The sequence below is a fragment of the Myxosarcina sp. GI1 genome (assembly GCF_000756305.1).
GTDB lineage: Bacteria > Cyanobacteriota > Cyanobacteriia > Cyanobacteriales > Xenococcaceae > Myxosarcina.
The window spans coordinates 148,395-167,576 of sequence record NZ_JRFE01000006.1 but is presented as its reverse complement, the minus strand read 5'-3'; the positions used below and the strand labels follow the sequence as shown (position 1 = coordinate 167,576).

General features: G+C 38.0%; 17 protein-coding genes and 1 pseudogene. 15 read left to right on the top strand and 3 right to left on the bottom strand.

All coding sequences use genetic code 11. The annotated features are described in order from the left end of the window. Positions 1 to 221: 221 nt before the first annotated feature. From KV40_RS02655 to KV40_RS02620, 9 genes are all read left to right on the top strand, one after another. Positions 222 to 2,279 (top strand): serine hydrolase, encoded by a 2,058-nt coding sequence (locus KV40_RS02655; RefSeq protein ID WP_081942729.1) that lies wholly within the window; start codon positions 222 to 224, stop codon positions 2,277 to 2,279. A 70-nt stretch (positions 2,280 to 2,349) separates the two neighbouring features. Beyond that, positions 2,350 to 2,667, top strand: a complete 318-nt coding sequence (locus KV40_RS02650) for a PqqD family peptide modification chaperone (RefSeq protein ID WP_036477737.1) — start codon at positions 2,350 to 2,352, stop codon at positions 2,665 to 2,667. Next, positions 2,651 to 3,097, top strand: a complete 447-nt coding sequence (locus KV40_RS02645) for a lasso peptide biosynthesis B2 protein (RefSeq protein WP_036477735.1) — start codon at positions 2,651 to 2,653, stop codon at positions 3,095 to 3,097. Before KV40_RS02650 ends, KV40_RS02645 begins: the two co-directional genes overlap by 17 nt. Further along, positions 3,094 to 4,995, top strand: coding sequence for a lasso peptide isopeptide bond-forming cyclase (locus KV40_RS02640; protein ID WP_036477732.1), 1,902 nt, complete (start codon positions 3,094 to 3,096; stop codon positions 4,993 to 4,995). The genes KV40_RS02645 and KV40_RS02640 overlap by 4 nt, the downstream gene beginning before the upstream one ends. 149 nt (positions 4,996 to 5,144) lie before the next feature. Continuing rightward, on the top strand, positions 5,145 to 5,309 hold the full coding sequence (locus KV40_RS34570; RefSeq protein WP_156113918.1) for a lasso peptide: 165 nt from the start codon (positions 5,145 to 5,147) through the stop codon (positions 5,307 to 5,309). A gap of 54 nt (positions 5,310 to 5,363) precedes the next feature. Beyond that, positions 5,364 to 6,305 carry a hypothetical protein gene (locus KV40_RS02635; RefSeq protein ID WP_052055287.1) on the top strand — a complete coding sequence of 314 codons (942 nt, stop codon included), beginning with the start codon at positions 5,364 to 5,366 and terminating at the stop codon, positions 6,303 to 6,305. A 77-nt stretch (positions 6,306 to 6,382) separates the two neighbouring features. Continuing rightward, entirely contained in the window at positions 6,383 to 8,221 is a 1,839-nt protein-coding gene (locus KV40_RS02630; RefSeq protein ID WP_216595505.1) for an ABC transporter ATP-binding protein, read from the top strand. 6 nt (positions 8,222 to 8,227) lie between these two features. Then, entirely contained in the window at positions 8,228 to 9,430 is a 1,203-nt protein-coding gene (locus KV40_RS02625; protein WP_072013759.1) for a nucleotidyltransferase family protein, read from the top strand. A 96-nt stretch (positions 9,431 to 9,526) separates the two neighbouring features. Then, a complete protein-coding gene (locus KV40_RS02620) occupies positions 9,527 to 10,009 on the top strand; it encodes a hypothetical protein (RefSeq protein WP_156113916.1) in 483 nt (160 codons plus the stop codon). Between the two features lie 392 nt (positions 10,010 to 10,401). On the opposite strand, the gene KV40_RS35575 is transcribed toward KV40_RS02620, so the two are convergent. Then, complete coding sequence (locus KV40_RS35575) at positions 10,402 to 10,575, bottom strand: hypothetical protein (protein ID WP_172657219.1); 174 nt, start codon at positions 10,573 to 10,575, stop codon at positions 10,402 to 10,404. 823 nt (positions 10,576 to 11,398) lie between these two features. Between KV40_RS35575 and KV40_RS02610 the strand changes: the two genes are divergently transcribed. The 5 genes and pseudogenes from KV40_RS02610 (at position 11,399) to ppk2 (ending at position 15,778) form a co-directional block, all read left to right on the top strand. Continuing rightward, positions 11,399 to 12,613: an HhoA/HhoB/HtrA family serine endopeptidase gene (locus KV40_RS02610; protein WP_036477721.1), complete on the top strand. Its 1,215-nt coding sequence runs from the start codon at positions 11,399 to 11,401 to the stop codon at positions 12,611 to 12,613. Between the two features lie 219 nt (positions 12,614 to 12,832). After that, entirely contained in the window at positions 12,833 to 14,059 is a 1,227-nt protein-coding gene (locus KV40_RS02605) for a UvrD-helicase domain-containing protein (protein WP_036477718.1), read from the top strand. 28 nt (positions 14,060 to 14,087) lie between these two features. Next, a pseudogene (locus KV40_RS37190) lies at positions 14,088 to 14,724 on the top strand (AAA family ATPase). Beyond that, positions 14,705 to 14,899 carry a hypothetical protein gene (locus tag KV40_RS02595; RefSeq protein ID WP_036477714.1) on the top strand — a complete coding sequence of 65 codons (195 nt, stop codon included), beginning with the start codon at positions 14,705 to 14,707 and terminating at the stop codon, positions 14,897 to 14,899. The pseudogene KV40_RS37190 and the gene KV40_RS02595 overlap by 20 nt, the downstream one beginning before the upstream one ends. Positions 14,900 to 14,956: 57 nt before the next feature. Further along, positions 14,957 to 15,778, top strand: a complete 822-nt coding sequence (gene ppk2, locus KV40_RS02590; RefSeq protein WP_036477712.1) for a polyphosphate kinase 2 — start codon at positions 14,957 to 14,959, stop codon at positions 15,776 to 15,778. Between the two features lie 178 nt (positions 15,779 to 15,956). On the opposite strand, the gene KV40_RS02585 is transcribed toward ppk2, so the two are convergent. After that, entirely contained in the window at positions 15,957 to 16,571 is a 615-nt protein-coding gene (locus KV40_RS02585; protein ID WP_036477711.1) for a rhomboid family intramembrane serine protease, read from the bottom strand. A gap of 244 nt (positions 16,572 to 16,815) precedes the next feature. Between KV40_RS02585 and leuB the strand changes: the two genes are divergently transcribed. Next, positions 16,816 to 17,904 (top strand): 3-isopropylmalate dehydrogenase, encoded by a 1,089-nt coding sequence (gene leuB / locus KV40_RS02580; RefSeq protein WP_036477709.1) that lies wholly within the window; start codon positions 16,816 to 16,818, stop codon positions 17,902 to 17,904. Positions 17,905 to 18,069: 165 nt separating this feature from the next. On the opposite strand, the gene KV40_RS02575 is transcribed toward leuB, so the two are convergent. Continuing rightward, positions 18,070 to 18,828, bottom strand: a complete 759-nt coding sequence (locus KV40_RS02575) for a calcium-binding protein (RefSeq protein WP_036477706.1) — start codon at positions 18,826 to 18,828, stop codon at positions 18,070 to 18,072. Between the last annotated feature and the right edge of the window lie 354 nt (positions 18,829 to 19,182).

Here is a 19,182-nt window from a genome sequence, read left to right as displayed (position 1 = left end):
ATTTTATAAAAACTATCTGTAGATAGAATCAAAAATAAACATACAAATCTAATTTTATAAATAGACTATTAGATAGAGAGCGGTTTTTAGATTGTTTCAGTACAAAATTGTCTCAGGCGATCGAGAAATACTGCAAATAAAATGACAGTTTAAAAGTACCAAAAATAATCAAACATAAATTGTGACTAAGCTCAAAATATCTATCGATCCTTAATATACAGATGAATAACTTATCAAAATTTCAAATTTTAAGAAATATTGCCAGCGACCGCAAAACTCGTTATTTTATTATCGGTTTTATTAGCTTTGTTTTATGTTTTTTCGTTTTTCTCTTACCTGGTTCGGCTCGCGATACTCCTAAATTTCATATTTTAGATAATCAATCTCAACAACTCTCATCACCAGGAGAAAGTTCGGCTACAACATTACCAAAAATAGACATCGACAATCCTCAAGAATTTGCTAATTTTGTTAATGATTTTTTTCAACAGCAACTATCGGAGACTAAGATTCCAGGTGCAGCTATTGCTGTGGTTAAGGATGGGGAAATTTTTTTTAGTAATGGTTATGGTTATGCCAATCTAGAACAAAAGATTCCCGTAGATGCAGACAAAACCTTATTTCGGGTAGCTTCTCTTTCTAAGTTGTTTACTGCCACTTCAGCCATGCAACTATACGAACGAGGTGCGCTAGATTTAAACGAAAATATCGATCGATATTTACCAGACTGGCAACTTGAAAATCCCTACAGCGAATCGGTAACACCCGCGCGCATGATGATGCACACTGATGGTACAACACAGCGTCTTATTGGATTGGGTGCGCGAACTAAAGCTCAAATGCAGCCTTTGGCAGAATATTTACCCAAATATATGCCAGCTATTAACTATCCTCCAGGTAAGTTTTACAGCTACTCAAATCACAGTATTGCTTTACTCGGTTATTTGGTAGAACAAATATCGGGTATGCCTTTTGTAAACTATGTAGATAAAAATATCTTTCAGCCTCTAGAAATGAGGCAAAGTAGTTTTGAACAACCACCAGTTGCGGAATTACCCGATAACTTTGCTACGGGATATCAAATACAAAAAGGTAAAGCTAAAGCCGTTCCCTATCTTTATCTCAACATCGCTCCAGCAGCAGCATTGATGACTACCGCCACTGATATGGCTCATTTTATGCTGGCTCATTTGCAACAGGGTAGCTATCGAGAAAGGCAAATATTAAACCCTGAAACTGTTGAGATGATGCACCAAACTCACTATCAGATTCATCCCAAGTTACCAGGTACGGGTTACAGTTTTAGGGAACGTTTGATTAATAATAAACGTGCGATCGGACACTTGGGAAGCTTGCGGGGTTATTCTAGTTCTCTAACTTTAATTCCCGAAGAAAATATCGGTATTTTTATTGCCTGTAATAGTTTTAGTAACGTACACGGTGAATTTATCACTCGTTTTTTCGATCGCTATTTTCCAGGTTCTAATACTAATAACTCAGATAAAACTGAAGTTCCACCCGAACAGTTAGAACGATATACTGGAACTTACCGCGACATGGAGTATCCGCGCTTTACAATTGGTAAAATAACTGGCGTTGCTAAAGAAATTAAAGTAACTACTCAAGACAATGGAACTTTATTAGTTAAAACTCCACCGCTTTTATTCCGCAGTCAGGTAGAGAACGTCGAGTTAACTCCTACCTCAGAACCAGGATTATTTTACCGCGATCGCGATAATGCCTATGTGTTTTTTGTCGCTGACGATTCGGGCAATGTTACCCATGTTTCTAATCCTCTATATCCCAAAATCGGTACCTATCAACGAATGCCTTGGTACGAGACGATTACAGTGCAACTAGGAATTTTAATTTTCTGCGCGATTTTTTTTCTGACAGCTATAGTCGCTGGCATCATTCGCCCTTTACTGCGGATTCTATCGAAAAGAACCGTACATACGCCAAAATTAACCTGGGTTCGTACTTTAGCTGGCGCGATCGCTCTATTAAACTTAGTGTTTCTGATTGGATTGCCGTTATATTTATGGTTGTGGGGACCTTGGAAACTCGCTTATGGCGTTCCACCAGTGGCGGTAGGTTTACTTGGTTTACCGATATTATCTGCCGTACTGACTCTAATTTTGTTTGTTTCAATACTGGTGGTTTGGCGCAAAAACTATTGGTCTTGGCAGGAGCGATCGCATTACAGTTTGGTTACTATCGCCGCAATCAGCTTTATTCCTTTATTAGCTTACTGGAATCTGCTCTGTTGGCAGTTTTAGAATTATTTTAGATTGCATGCAAAAAATTCAGGTATAATACTTTTTGAATCTCGTGTTGGAGAACGTTGAGGTGAATCAAAGCTTTTTTCTATCTTCATTTAAAAACAATAAGCTAAAAATAATAGCAGCCAAAGGTCAGATTGCTGCCGAGATGGATGGCGAACTATTAATTCTCAATAGCAATTCAGGAATATACTATGGCCTAAATCCTATTGGACAAACTGTTTGGAATCTCATTCAACAGCCAAAAACTTTTGCCGAAGTTCGAGATGCTATTTTGACAAAATACGAAGTCAGTTCAGAACGATGTCAAAGTGACTTGTTATCTTTGCTCGAACAATTACAATCTAAAGGTTTAATCCTAATAAGCAATGAAGCAAGTACTTAATTTTATTGACTTGACAGGAAAGGAACGCAGATTATTAATTGATACTTTTGTCTTATTGGGCTTGATACGATTAGGATTGTGGTTGCTTCCTTATGGAACTTTGAGTTACTTGTTAGACAAGGTTCGCCAGCAATTTTTCAATTATCAAAAAGTATCTCATATTGAGTTAGATAAAATTCTTTGGGCGATTGATTTGTGTAGCCGATATTGGTTTAGAGAGGTTAAATGTTTGGCCAAAGCCTTAACTACACAAACTCTAATGAGCAGTTATGGTTACTGTTCCCAACTACAAATCGGCGTAGCTAAAAACAGAAGTGGTAATTTAGAGGCTCATGCTTGGATTGAAAACGAAGGCAAAATAGTAATTGGTTATCTTCCTGACCTTTCTCGCTTTACTCCCTTGACAACTTGGAGTGAAAAAGAAAGTTGAGCGCCATTTTGGGGATATATAACCTTGATAGTAATCCAGTTAACACAGCAAATCTAGACAAAATGCTAGAGATTCTTGCCCATCGTGGAGCTGATAGAACTGGTCAATGGCATGAAGGGGCGATTGGTTTAGGGCATCGGATGTTATGGCATACTCCAGAATCACTTCAGGAGAAACTGCCGTTAGTTAGTCGTAATAGCAATTACGTGATTACTGCTGATGCTCGGATTGATAATCGAGAAGAACTAATTTCAGCTTTATTATTAAACAGATACCTCCAAGAAACCATATCCGATAGTGAAATAATTTTGGCTGCTTACAAAAAATGGGGTAAGCAATGCTCCGAAAAGCTATTGGGTGATTTTGCTTTTGCTATTTGGGATAAATCTCAGCAATCAATATTTTGTGCCAGAGATCATTTTGGTGTAAAGCCTTTTTATTATTATTATCTTCCCAAAAAAGCGTTTATTTTTGCTAGTGAAATCAAAGGTATTTTATGTCTGCCTGAAGTATCTAGCCAGTTAAATGAGACTAGAGTGGGTGACTATCTAGAAGCGATGTTTGAGGATCGGTCGATTACTTTTTATCAAAATATTTATCGACTTGCTCCCAGTCATTGTTTGACGGTATCTTCACATAAATTTCGGCTAGAAAAATATTATGTTCTCGATGCTAAATATGAATTACACCTTAGTTCAGAGCGAGAATATATTGCCGCGTTTGATGATATTTTTACTCGAGCCGTAAGCTGCCGACTTCGGGGTGCTTTTCCTGTAGGCTCATTTCTCAGTGGTGGTCTTGATTCGTCCTCTATTACTAGCGTGGCAAGTCAAATTTTAGCTAGGCAAAATACCCCATTAAAAACATTTTCTGCCATATTTGATAAGATTACTCAATGTGATGAGCGTGTTTATATTAATGAGATTTTAGCTTGCAATTCAGTCATCCCTAGCTACGTAAGAGCAGACCAACTTAGTCCGCTTGGGGATATAGATCGTGTCCTTTGGCATCAGGATGAACCTTTTTATGCTCCCAATCTTTTTATCCATTGGAGTTTATATAAAAGTGCCAAGCAACAAGGGGTAAGGATTATATTAGATGGGTTTTTGGGAGATACTACCGTATCTCATGGCTGGCCATACTTAATCGAACTGGCACGTAAGTTTCGCTGGATAACTTTGTTAAAAGAAATCCAATCGGCAACAAAGCGAAATGGAGGCTCTACGCAAGAATGGCTCAAACATTATCTATGGCAATATAGTCTCAAACCTTGGGTTTCGGAAAACTTACGTCAGGCATGGCGCAAACTCAAGGGTTATCAAATTGAATCACCTAAACTCGATCCAATTGTCAACTCTGATTTTGCGAGAAACATCAAACTTCTAGACAGAATTCAAGCATTTTCACAAAATCGGTCTCAAATATTCTGGACTGCCAGAGAATATCATCATCAAGATATTATAAGTGGAGCCAATTCATTTGCTCTTGAAGGTATTAATAAGGCTGCTTCAGCTTTTGGTATTGAAGCAAGATTTCCTTTCACAGATAAGCGATTAGTTGAATTCTGTTTGGCTATCCCGCCTCAAGAAAAATTCCACAATGGCTGGATTCGATATTTAATGCGTCGCGCCCTGGCAAAGTACTTACCGCCAAAAGTACAGTGGCGTACCGATAAAGGTAATCTTTACCCTAATTTTCATCATGGGTTGAGTACTTTAGATCGGCAATGTATAGAAGGAGTATTGATTACGAAATCTTCTTCAATCGAGCGATTTATTGACACGAAGGTATTAAATCGAGCTTATCAAAATTTTAACGACTGCGGCTTGGAAGACGATGCTGCTCTGTTATGGATAGCAACAACTTTAGGTTTGTGGCTATGTAAAGAAGAATTTTAGCCAAGTATCGATCGACAAAATGACAAACTTTTAAAGATTTTTGGGAGGTGATATTTATGTTAAGGAGGTGATGTTCTGGCAAGAATTAATTAATGACTATTGACTGAATTCGTAGATGTTGAAAATATCAAATTAATGGAGACAAAACAATGCATCAAAAAGAAACTTACGAAACCCCAATCTTAACTGTTTACGGCAGTGTTGAAGAGATCACTCTTGGTAGTGGACAAGATTTTAAAGATGCCCCCAATGGAGCTAATACAGCTAATGGCGTACCTAACAATGGCAACACTACTGGAGCTAGACTATCGTAGTTTTTATTTTTAGTTAAATCTACGTTTAGTTAGAAGGATTTAGGAATTTAGATAATGTATTCATACATTGCTTATGGCTTGAGAATTACTTCAGGTATCTTCTTGCCAGAGTTATTGAGTAATAATTCAGGTGAAGGTCGAGTAGATGTAACTATTGGCTTTGGATTCCTAAATCCTCCGCCTTTGCAAGCTACTAGTTCGGAATGCTATTGTCACATTTCCAAACAAGAAGCTTATCTTTACTGGAAAGATGGTGGAACTTTCTTAGTTAGAAATGGCTGTGAGATTGTTATCGAGGCAATACCAAATGTTTCAGAGCAAGTGCTGAGGATTTATTTACTGGGTGCTGCTTTAGGTCTATTACTGCATCAGAGAGGATTAATGACTCTCCATGCCAGTACGGTTATGGTAAATGGAGAGGCGATCGCTTTTGTTGGAGATCGAGGTTGGGGGAAATCTACTACTATTGGAGCGATGATGAATCGGGGTCATTTAACGCTCTCTGATGATGTTACCGCTATCGATCTCAATCAACCATTTAGCCCTTTAGTTTTATCTGGATTTCCCCAAATAAAGCTTTGGTGTGACTCAGCTATATCTCTAGGACATCAACTAGAAAGTCTACCTCGTTTACATCCTGACTTTGAAAAACGAGTGCAACGATTTAATCGAGGATTTGTGTCGACTGTCGTTCCCTTAAAATGTATTTATATTTTAAGTTTGGGAGCTAACATCGAAATTGAGTCCATGTCATCTTCAGTAGCACTAGCAACCACACTGCGAAATTGGTACTGTGCTCGATTTGGAGAACAAATGCTTCAAATAATGGGAATTAAACCTCACTTTCAAAAATGTAGCGAGCTAGTTAATCGAGTCAAAGTCTATATGCTAAAAAGACCTAACGATTTGTCTAGGCTCGATGAACTAGCTAGATCTGTAGAGGAGCATTTTATCAAGCAGATTCAAAGTTCAACAACAGCTAGCAGCGAACAATAATTTTATTTGCTAACAAGCATTTTCTCGTCCATGCCAATCAATATTTTACTTATATTTCTATTCCTAAAATATCTGTAGTGAAAAAGCCCAAAATTGCTCGGCAATTCCGAACGGTAAAAACTCGTTTAGCTTATCTACCTCAAATTTTCCAGTTAATCTGGAAAGCAGCAGGGAACTGGTTAGTAGCTTGGGTAGCTTTGCTAATCTTTCAAGGCTTACTTCCTGCTGCTAGTGTTGCAATAACTCGCTCTTTAGTAGATTGTTTGGTGAAAGTGGGGGGAATCGGAGTTTCTGTGCGAGCTATTCAACCAATTTTATTACCTGGAATTTTACTTGGAGGAGTCTTAATTCTTACAGAATTGTCTCAGGGCTTAAGTGCATGGGTTCGTATCGCTCAATCAGAATTGACGCAAGACTACATTAGTGAATTAGTTCATCAAAAGGCCATTACTGTAGATTATGCTTTTTATGAATCTTCAGACTATCACGATAGACTCAATCGCGCTACTAGTGATGCTAGTGGGCAATCTCTTTTATTGCTCGATAATACTGGAAGTTTAATTCAAAACAGTATTACTCTGTTGGCAATGGCAGCACTTCTTGTTTCTTATGGATTATGGTTGCCAGTCTTTTTATTTGCTAGTACTTTGCCTGGTTTTTACATTATTCTATCCCTCAATCAAAAAAATTATCGCTGGTGGGAAAGGACTACAGTCGACCGTCGTTGGCTTGACTATTATCAGTTATTGTTAACTCATAATTCGGCGGTAGCAGAATTACGTTTGTTCGGTTTAGGAAATCATTTTAAATCTGCTTACCAAAGCTTGCGCTCTCGTCTGCGACGAGAAAAAATCCAACTAGCCAGAGAAAGGAGTTTGGGACGTTTGTGGGCAGGAATGTTATCACTATTGATTTCTGGTAGCGTTTTGGTCTGGATTGGACGCCAAGTGCTTTTGGGAATAATGAGTTTAGGCGATCTGACATTATTTTATCAAGTCTTCAACAAAGGGCAGAATTTGATGCGCTCTACGTTGAGTAATTTGGGTGAAATTTATCAAAATAGTCTATTTCTCAGTAATTTATTTGAATTTCTACAACTACAATCTCAGCTTGCAGAATTATCTAACCCACAACCAGTACCAATATTAAAAACAAGTATTTGTTTTAAGCAAGTAAGTTTTCGCTACCCTGGAAGCGATCGCTTTGTTTTGCAAAATTTCAACTTGACGATTCCTGCTGGAAAAGTAGCAGTAATTGTTGGAGATAATGGTGCGGGTAAAAGTACTCTAATTAAGCTTCTATGCCGTTTTTACGATCCTGAAGAAGGAAGCATCGAACTAGATGGGGTCAATATTCGAGAAATATCTATTGCCGAGCTTCGTCGCTCGATCTCGGCTGTATTTCAGTTCCCGATTCCCTATTATGTTAATGCAGCAGACAATATAGCCTTGGGAGATTTGGAAGGTTCTCCTAACTTAGAAGAAATTCAAGCAGCTGCTAAAAGAGCAGGTGTACATCATGTTATCGAGTCTTTACCTCAAGGCTATTCTAGTTTGATGGGAAAAGGATTTGCAGGAGGTTGCGAACTTAGTGGCGGAGAATGGCAGAGGATTGCTCTAGCTAGAGCGTTTGTCCGCAAGGCTCAAATTATCATCTTAGACGAGCCTACCAGTGCTATGGATCCCTGGACAGAAGTAGACTGGTTTACTCGTTTTCGCGACTTATCCATAAAAAAAACAGCGATTGTGATAACTCATCGTTTTACCCTGGCAATGCGTGCAGATCTTATCTATGTTATGCGCCAAGGTAAAGTTGTCGAATCTGGCAGCCACGAAGAACTACTCAGACGAGATTCTGTTTATGCAAGGTCATGGAAAGCACAAATGAAAACAAACGCTAAAAATTATTCAAGCTGAAAAAATATGATTACTTCATCCCAGGCTAATAAAATACCTGTCGAGACTGGCTCTTTGGAGACTCAGTTATTACTTTGTCTTACCCGTACTGAGATGAATTCTCAAACAGCTGAGGCAATAGAGAATTTACTTCGGCAAAATATTAACTGGGCAGAGTTAATTGAGATAGCAAAACAACATAAGGTCATGCCTCTGGTTTACCAAAGTTTAAAAGATACTTGCCCAAATGCTGTTCCCAAAAATATCCTGGACAATCTACAACTTTTTTTTAAGAAGAATCTCAGGCGTAACTTACTTTTAACCAGCGAACTTCTAAAACTTGTAGATTTGTTCAAAAAACACAAAATTCCTGTTATAGCTTTTAAGGGGCCTACTTTAACTGCTTTAGCTTATGGCAATCTTGCTCTTAGAGAAATACAGGATTTAGACATTCTAGTTCATGAATCTGATTTTGTAAAAGCCGAACAATTGTTGATTTCCTATGGATATTGGTTGCGCGTTCGAGTTCCATGGGAGGCTCATTACCAACGCAACGATCTTTACTCTTTAGATTTACATCAAGATATTGTACCCAAACATCTCTCTTGTTTTTCAAGTTCAAATTATTTATGGGAGCATATTGAATTTATCTCTTTATCTGGTATCAATGTATTGACTTTATCTCTAGAAACTTCTCTAATTGTCCTTTGTTTGAACGGAACTAAAGAGTGTTGGCAAAATTTAAATCGAATATGTGATGTCGCCGAATTGCTGCGCTCTCATCCGAACATAGATTGGGAAAGATTAATAATTAAAATTAATAAATTGAGGTGTAAAAGATTGGTTTTAGTTGGTATTTTTATATCTAGCAATTTTTTAGATATTCCACTTAATGATACTATTTTGCGACACATTAAAGCAGATAGAGTCGCTCAATCGATTGCTGAAAATATTAAAAAACGACTTTTTTCTCAAGCTATTTCTCCAATAGAAGAAGTGGAGAGAACTATATTTCATATTCGTACTAGAGAGGATTGGCAAGACAAAGTCAAAAGTTTTATTGGTTTGATGAAACATTCTGGTTGGATGAATATCACAAAAAACGATCGGGATTTTATCCATCTGCCGAATTATTTTACTTTTGTTTATTATTTAATTCGACCCCTAAGAATTAGCCTAAAGTATTCTTCTATTTTAGCTCAACGGTTTTATGTGCGTGACCATAGCTAGACTTCAAAAAATTAGATTAATCGCTGAGATGTTTATTAGGAGATGCTAAAAATAAAATTGTTTGGCATAAAAATTTTATTATTTTCGTTTGCTCTTTTGTCGAGCGGGGCTCTAGTAAAGCTACGGCATCCCGATATTACTGTTTGTGATGTAGAAGGGTTTAGAAAAGCTAATTACAACATAGCTCATGTCAAAGCTACTAAAGTGGTTGTCGAACCATGGCGCGGTCGTCATAGCGTTTATGCCATTTTCATCGTACCAATGCTTTATGAATCAGGATATCCAGTTTTGTTAGACATAAAAAATGTTACTATTTTTTGCCGAAGAATTGTTCTTGTCAGTAAAACTAGTATTGATGAAATTTTTGCACCTCCAAACTCTACTGTATTAAAGCTGCATCTTAGAACTCGAACCGCACTTTGGCTACAGTTTGTGGGAAAAATAAACGATCTACAACAGACAAAAAATTGGACATTAACTTATAGCTATTATCCTAACTGCATTAGTACTTGTAAAAATCAAAAACAAACTAACCTCAAAAAAACTGCCAAAATCAACAGATTCAATCAAAAAAAATAACGCAACCTTAAGCCAAATGCTCGAACAAAAGTCGAGAAACATCAAAAAACATACAAAATTAGCTAATTTATGATAGTTACTATATTTTATGAGTTATTTAGTAGTAAAGGTAGTACTTTTGGTAGAGATAAAGCCTGCGCCAAAATTTGTGTTTTTGTCTCCTCCGTTTTCAAAACTATTTTATTTGCAATTTTAACTATGGCATTACCGAGTTTGGTTTCAAATCGCAAAACTCAACTTTTATCGGTTCTATAGCCGCATAATCTAGATTGTCGTCGTTAACAGTTGACAGGAGTAGTAGAGCACTTGAAACTAATGCTATTAGATATTTAGGGGAGAGGACTCTCGATCGCATATTTGCCTAAAAGCCCTCTAAGCTTTCCACTAAAAACTTATTCTCCTTGATATCCCTGAATATATGACTCCGCCGCATTCATCATTCTGCCAGAGTTGCTTGCTTTGGCTAGTGTTGTCGCACTAGCAGAAGTAAGAATTAAGCCAAAGATAACTTTTGCCGACACATCTTTAAATACTATCTTTCTGCTTTTATAAGTACTATGCAGCAATTTATATTAGCTATCTTCGCACTTAAGATAGATTGTATTTAACAATATTTTCAATGTAATAAAAATTGGGTTTTTATCGGCAAGAAGCAGAATTTATTACTTGCATTTTAAAAATAAATACTACAACTAATGCAATAAATCGTACCGACAAATTGAATTCAAATATAAAAACTGATTGTTTTATAAAATGTTAACGTGGTAAAAAAAATTTAGATAATAAAGCAAGGCAATAGACTATAAGCAAAAAACTTTAGCATGAATCATTGAGCATTGCTATCGTAATAGACAGGCTTAAAGCTTTTGATATTGCAACAATTTTTCTGCGAGCCAAAATTTTTTTTATGAAATAGCAACCCCGATGCATTTATACAGCGCACCTGCACCAGATCGCTGATAAAAATATGCTGTTGTCAAGAGCTTATAAAACCAACTTTACTTAGCTGCTTCAAAGCAGAAATAAACTTTAGTTCTTTAATTATTTTGACTGCTCAGAGCTTCTGTCGCAGTGTAAATTATGGTTGCTGTTTTAAACGATGACGGTTCGGTAGTTCCTATTTATCCTATTTATACCGAATAACGGAAAAAACATCGTCAAAATTTCAACAGATTGTCATCTCAAAGTCACATCGACTGTCTAAATTAAAAATAACAGTTTGAAGCCAAGCAACAAAAATTATTTTGTGCAATTTGAAACCAAACCAAATTTATAGATCGGCTTTTTATTCTATCGAAAACTAATTGGTGCATCGGTTATCTTTGACCTTATCAAGGTGACTTTATTTATTCTCATACATAACTAAAAATTATATACAGTTTTTAAATAATGCGACAATCAAAAATCTGGAAAAAAGCAACTACTTCTTTATCTTTAATTTTACTTAGTGGTGGTATTGCCCTCGGTGGCAACTATCTAATAAATAGTCCTCAAAGCTTTGCTCAAAATTCTGATAGTGAAACCGTAACCAATCAAAAAAACTCAACAACAGAAGTAACTAAAACAGCAGTTAATCTACCCCAAAATTACGTAAGCGATGTAGTTAATAAAGTAGGTGATTCGGTAGTGCGTATCGATGCCTCGCGCAAGGTATCTACTAACGTACCTGCAATGTTTGACGATCCATTTTTTCGTCAATTCTTCGGTTCTCAGATGCCCGATATTCCCAACGAACAAATTCAAAGAGGAATGGGATCGGGTTTTGTAGTAAGTTCCGATGGTTTAATTCTTACCAACGCTCATGTAGTTGAAGGTAGCGATGAGGTTAAAGTAACCCTCAAAGATGGTCGCAGCTATGAAGGCAAAGTAATGGGAACAGATCCTCTAACCGATGTGGGAGTCATAAAAATCGAAGCTGAAGATTTACCAGAAGTTGCTTTTGCCGACAGCGAACAGTTACAGCCAGGAGAATATGCGATCGCCATAGGCAACCCTTTGGGTTTGGATAATACCGTAACTACGGGTATTGTCAGTGCTACTGGTAGAAGCAGTTCTCAAGTTGGTATAGCCGACAAGCGAGTCAGTTTTATTCAAACTGATGCGGCGATTAATCCTGGTAACTCTGGAGGTCCTTTACTTAACGCTAATGGACAAGTAATTGGCATCAATACCGCTATTATCCAAGGAGCGCAGGGAATTGGTTTTGCTATCCCCATCGATGCAGCTAGAGATATTGCTGAAGAACTAATTGCCAAAGGTAAAGTAGACCACCCTTATTTGGGTATTCAAATGACGGCAATTACCCCAGAGTTAAAAGACCAACTCAAAGCTAATAACGAAAAATGGCAGCTAACAGAAGACGAAGGTATTGTAATTGTCAATGTAGTTCCCGACTCTCCTGCGGATAAGGCTGGTTTACAAGCTGGCGATGTAATTCAAAAAATTGATGACGAAGCAGTATCTAAAGCTGAAGAAATTCAACAGGCTGTACGGCAAACTAAAGTAGGTAATGAATTACCACTTCAAATAACACGCGATGGCAAACAGGTAAATCTTGAAGTTGAAGTTGGTGTTTTACCAGTGCCACAAACTGCCAAAAGATAATCGACAATTTAGTTTTTCCTCACACCACTAAAGCGGTAAGTTCTAAACATAAAAATACTTACCGCTTTTTCTTATTAGCTGAGCTTAGAGTTAACTTGGCACAGAGCGACTATTCAAGTTATAGTTGCGATCGCGTTAGCTGTCTCGGTAGTTTTAGCTAGTGACGGGAAGAAAGTTTCAGCTTAGGATTTTAAAATAAGCATTCTAATAATTTATCAAATGTGGATTAATTTCGAGCAAAGTATAGATCGGCGTTTAACCGTAGCAGAATTAGATAACGAACAAAATAAAGCTAAAAACTTGCGTTCTAAAGGTGCAGCAATAGTTCGCGGCGTTGCTGGTTCTGGTAAATCATTAGTGTTGCGTAATCGAGTACAAAAGCTTTTAGAAGACTTTGACGATCTTTTAGTTTTGAGCTACAACCGCTTCATGAAAGAGTGGCTTAAGGCTAATTTCCAGGCAGCGAATGTCAGCGTCGAATGCAAAACCTTTCATCAATGGGCATATCAAAAATTAAAGTACCGCTACGATTACGATTTAGATGAAGTAGTGCGTCTGGCTAAAAAATGCGATCGCCAGTATCAGGCAATTTTAATTGATGAAGCTCAAGACTTTTATGATGAATGGTTTTTAGCCCTTACAGAAGTATTAGATCCTAAAACCGAAGCTTTGTTTATAGTTTACGACAACACCCAATCAGTTTACGGTCAGCCTCATCGCCGTAAATCTAACTGGACTTGGAAAAGTTTGGGCATTAATATCCCTGGTGGGCGATCGCAAGTCTTTGATGTCAATTACCGTAACTCGCCAGAGATTTTAGAGTTAGCCTGGCAGTTTATCGAACCTGCTTTATTTGCTGCAGATATGAACGTAGAAAAGCGCGAACGAGATGAGAGTGGCAAAGTAATCAAAACTCCCAGTATTGGTAGCATTATCGAACCTAAGAAAAAACTGACGCGTAGTTCTGGTATCGAACCGCTACTATTAGAAGTGTATTACGAAGATATGCCCAATAAAATCGCTTACGAGGTGCGAGACGCTTTAAATACTCATTCAGAATCTTCAATTGGCATCTTAGTTCATCCTCAAAACAAAGATTTAAAACAAGAAATTAGTCGCGAATTAGCTGCTTTAAATATCGATCATCACGCACCAAGAACTTCTCAGGATAGAGAAGGTAATGTAGTCGATCGCCCATATATAATTGTCGATTCTTGGAATGCCTTAAAAGGTGTTGAATTTGACGCGGTTATTATTGCAGGTGTCGATAGCTTGACTCAATACGCACCCGATGCTGAAGTTGACTTTGAAGCCAAAGCGGGACTATACACGGCAATAACTAGAGCTAAAGATCATCTAGTAATGCTCTATGAAAACAAAGATTTAGTCGTCGATGAGATTGCCGCAGCTTTACAACACAGCGATCGCTTAGAAGGTGTAGAATAAATCTACTCAAAGCAAGCTAGCATCAACAATGCCCGAAATTTATGTAATTGGGGGCTGTAATGGTTCGGGGAAAACGACTTTTGCTTTAAACATTTTCCCTCAAACTGGCAATATAGAATTTGTCAACGCTGACATCATCGCTGCCCAATTAAATCCTGACGAACCCGATGCAGTTGCCATCTCAGCTAGTAGAATTATGCTAGAACGGCTAAAAACTTTAGCCCGACAACAAGCAGATTTTGCCTTTGAGACAACTTTAGCAGCCCGCAGCTCTCTTGGTGCGCGTTCCCTTGCGCCTAACGGCGGCGCGGGGTCGCACCGCTTTGCTCACTTTCTAAAACAGTGCAAAGCTCAAGGTTATTTAGTTAACCTTATTTAAGTCTGGCTGAACAGTGTCGAACTAGATGTTAATAGAGTTGCCTTAAGAGTAGCAAGCGGCGGACATAATATTCCTGAAAATACAATCCGTCGTCGCTACGAGCGGGGTAGAATAAACTTTCTGGAACTATATATACAGCGAGCTTGCTGATTATTGGATAGTTTATGATAATACTAAGCCATCGAGAGAAGCCGTAGCAGAAAAAACTTTTAATAGCTCTGCTATAATTTATCGACCAAAAATTTGGCAGCAAATAAATCAAATCTATGAAGATTCAGACAGATAAAAAATTATCAAAGCGATTAAATGGTTTAATACAACAGGCGGTAGATAAAGCAATAGAAAGACATCGCCAAAGAGGTGAATCTATTGCCATTAGCGACGAGGAAGGAAAAGTTAAAATCATCCCTGCTGAAGAAATTCCTAAATATCAGAAACTTAATAAAATCAATAAAAACTAAAAGATACAGTTTTATAATTATTAAAACCTTGAGTTGTCGCTCGCGAACCAAAGCACTATGCAAGAAGATATTGCCAACGGACACAAAAAAAATAATAAGCAAAAAAAACTAAAAAAATCAGTATACCAGGAAGAACTAGCCAAGCTACAGATAGAGTTAGTTAAACTGCAAGAATGGGTAAAGCAAAAAGGTTTAAAAGTAGTAGTTATTTTTGAGGGTAGAGACGCGGCGGGTAAAGGAGGCGCGATCAAGCGTATTAGTGAATGTCTCAATCCTCGTATTTGTAAAACAGTAGCCTTGGGAACGCCAAGCGATCGCGAAAAAACCCAATGGTATTTTCAAAGATACGTGGCACATCTACCAGCCGCAGGAGAAATTATGCTGTTCGATCGCAGTTGGTACAATCGGGCGGGGGTAGAAAGAGTAATGGGTTTTTGCACCTATGAAGAATATAATGATTTTTTACGCTCCTGTCCTCAGTTCGAGTTGATGATCCAGCGATCGGGTATTATCTTAATTAAATACTGGTTTTCTGTTAGCGATAAAGAACAAGAAAAACGTTTTCAAGAAAGAATTAACAATCCCCTCAAACGCTGGAAATTTAGCCCGATGGATTTAAAATCGCGGGAAAAATGGCTGGAATATTCTAGAGCTAAAGATGATATGTTTGCCGCTACCGATATCCCCGAATCGCCCTGGTATGTAGTAGAAGCAGATGATAAAAAGCGAGCGCGTCTTAACTGCATCAGTCATCTTTTAAGTCAGATACCCTATCAAGACATCTTACCAAAACCATTTGAGCTACCACCGCAAGAACATAAGCTAGAATACAATCGCCCGCCGATGGAAGTACAAAAATTTGTACCAGCTAAATATTAGGTATTGCACGAACATTAAATAATTAAGGTTAACAGGTAAACACGGAGAGTCGGTGACAGGGAGAATACTTTTCCCTAGAAGCCAAAAAACCATCAGACAAATATGCCAAGCAAATATTAGGTATTGCCATCGAATGAATCAGTAGGTTACTAGCGATCGACTTTGCCCATCGCTAAATTTAATTTTGCATTTTTAATCTCAACAGTAATAAAAAACTGCTTACCAAAAAACCAATAATTAAACCAAATAAATGACTTTGAAAACTAACTTGAGGAATTAAATTATCAAAAATAAATTGAACCAGAATAATAATAATAACTTGCCTCAGTCTTCTAGTATTTAAAGAACTTTTATTGTTGAACCAAAGCTGTAGAGAAATAGCTAATATTGCGCCAATTAAACCCATTATTGCCGCAGAAGCTCCAACTAAAAAAACATTATTGATACCCGTTTTTAATGCCAGCCACGAAAATGTCAGCATCGAACCGATACCGCTAGCTAAATAAACTATTAAATAAAAGCGCGCTCCCAAATTAAACTCCACCAAACGCCCGATAAAATAAAGAGCCAACATATTGGTGGCTAAATGCAGCGAACCATAATGTAGAAAATTAGCTCCAATCAATCGCCACCATTCGCCAGCTTCAACCCGTTCGGGAATCAACGCCCCTAATCTTTCTAATGTAGCAATATCGGTGCTACCTCCCAGACGAATTTCTAAAGCATATAAAAATAAATTGAGTCCGATAATTGTATAGGTGGTATAAGCAATTCGCTTGCTACTATGTTTCATTAAGTAAAAAAAAATAATTTGGACTATTGGGCGAACAAAGATTGTTGTATTTTTTAAAAGCGATCGCTGCTATACCGCTTAAATTTAGTAGCAAGAAAATTTTAGAAACAAACTCCATTGTCTAAAAACTCGGTTGCTTGATATTTTTCTGTCGTTCATCGTTAGATCTTAATCAACTCTGTCATTAAATGGTAAATTAGATCCCATTGTCTTTTCTACCGTTCGCAGAACTAAAATTAAGATTATGATCGAGCAATACCGCATTACCTTACTTCCTGGCGATGGCATCGGTTCGGAAATTATGGCGGTGGCGGTAGATGTGCTAGAGCTAGTGGGCAAACAACACCAGCTTGAGTTTACTTTTGAATCTGCTTTGATTGGTGGTGCGGCAATAGATGAAACAGGAGAACCTCTGCCAGCCGAAACTTTAGAAGCTTGTCGCCGTAGCGATGCGGTGTTGTTGGCGGCAATTGGCGGCTACAAGTGGGATAACTTACCGCGATCGCAACGCCCCGAAACGGGTTTATTAGGTTTGCGATCGGGTTTGGGTTTATTTGCCAACCTCAGACCCGCAACTATCTTACCCCAGCTAATTGACGCTTCTAGTCTGAAAAAAGAAGTAGTCGAAGGGGTAGACATTATGGTGGTGCGCGAACTAACTGGTGGTGTTTATTTCGGCAAGCCCAAAGGAATTTTTGAGACGGAGACGGGAGAACAACGCGGCGTAAATACGATGGCGTATACCGCTAGCGAAATCGATCGCATTGCTAAAGTTGGTTTTGAAACCGCTCAAAAGCGTAAAGGTAGGCTTTGTTCGGTAGACAAAGCTAACGTTCTCGACGTTTCGCAACTATGGCGCGATCGCATCGAGGCAATGGCAACTAACTATCCCAATGTCGAACTAAGTCATTTGTACGTAGACAATGCGGCAATGCAGTTAGTTCGCGCTCCCAAACAGTTCGATACCATTGTCACGGGTAATTTATTTGGCGATATTCTCTCCGATGCGGCAGCGATGTTGACTGGCAGTATTGGGATGTTGCCTTCTGCTAGCTTGGGCGAGGCTGGTAGCCCTGGAGTTTTTGAACCCGTCCACGGTTCGGCACCAGACATAGCAGGACAGGATAAAGCCAATCCTCTAGCGCAGGTTCTAAGTGTGGCAATGATGTTGCGTTATGGTTTAAACCAACCTCAAGCCGCCAACAAAATTGCAACTGCCGTAACTAAAGTATTAGATTTAGGCTATCGTACGGGAGATATTATGTCTTCTGGCATGACTGATGTTGGCTGTAAAGGTATGGGAGAAGCTTTAATTAAAGTGTTAGAGGAGTAAGGTTATTAGGCGCGATCGCTATTAAAACTTTTTTGGCAAATATGCAATTCTATATAGATTGAGTATTCTTCTAGACAAGAGAGATACCGATAATATCTCTCCTGTCTGGGTGCAAACTATTTAAAATTAGCTCGAAATCGTTACAAATTTAGCAATGCCAGATTCTTAAACAAAGACGATATCTGTATTGAGATTGAAATTGCCAGGCATACTCTCTAACTGTAAAGTAGCAAGTTGAGTTCCATCGTATGACAAAGCTCCAGTGTTGGTATCATAATGGAAGTCTTGGAGGTCAGAAGCTCCAAAAGTATCAGTGACAATTTCGATCTTATCTCCTTCGTAACGATTAAAGTCTTTAATTACATCAACTCCTTCACCTCGGTCATTATAGACAAAAGTATCAGCTCCTCTACCGCCCCAAAGTTCATCATTATTCCAACCACCATAAAGAGTGTCATTGTTCGAGCCACCATAAAGAGTGTCATTGCCTTGTCCACCTTCTAGTAAGTCATCGTTTGCTCCACCATAAAGAATGTCATTGCCTCGTCCACCTTTTAGTGTGTCGAGACCAAAACCACCATCGAGAATATCTTTACCGTTATCACCTTCTAGAAGATCGTTGGCAGCTCCACCATAGAGAGCATCTTTTCCATTACCACTATTGAGGATGTCATTGTGAGTTTCACCACAAAGAATGTCTTTTCCATTGCCGCTATCTAGATTGTCGCGACCGCTGCCGCCATAAAGAGTATCTTTCCCATTACCACTATCAAGATCGTCATGGCCTTTTTCTCCATTGAGAAAGTCATGACCATTGCCGCCAATAACTGTGTCATTACCATTACCGCTATAAATGGTGTTATGAAAATTATCACCTTGAATTAATTCGCTGTTAATAGTTCCATTAATATTAGTAGTAGTCATAGTATTTATCCCTTAAGTATATTTGAGTATATTTGTTTTGTTTTTTATTCAACAACTAAAGTTTAAATATATCTACGAATAAATAGGTGTGTATTCTATGAAGTTTAGGGGCATTTATATCAAGCAAACACTAAAAATTGCTAAAGTTTGGTTTATAGAAATAACTAAAATATCAAAGCTATATAAAGCACAAAGCTTTTGTGAATAAAGCCAAATACAGTATAGTTTTACAGTAAATATATTGCCTGTATTTAACACCTGTATTTAACAAAAGTGTTAAAAGCTATCAGTAACAATACACTTTGGTATTTCTAAATAACTCGGTTGAAACTTCTCAGGATAGTCATGAGAATG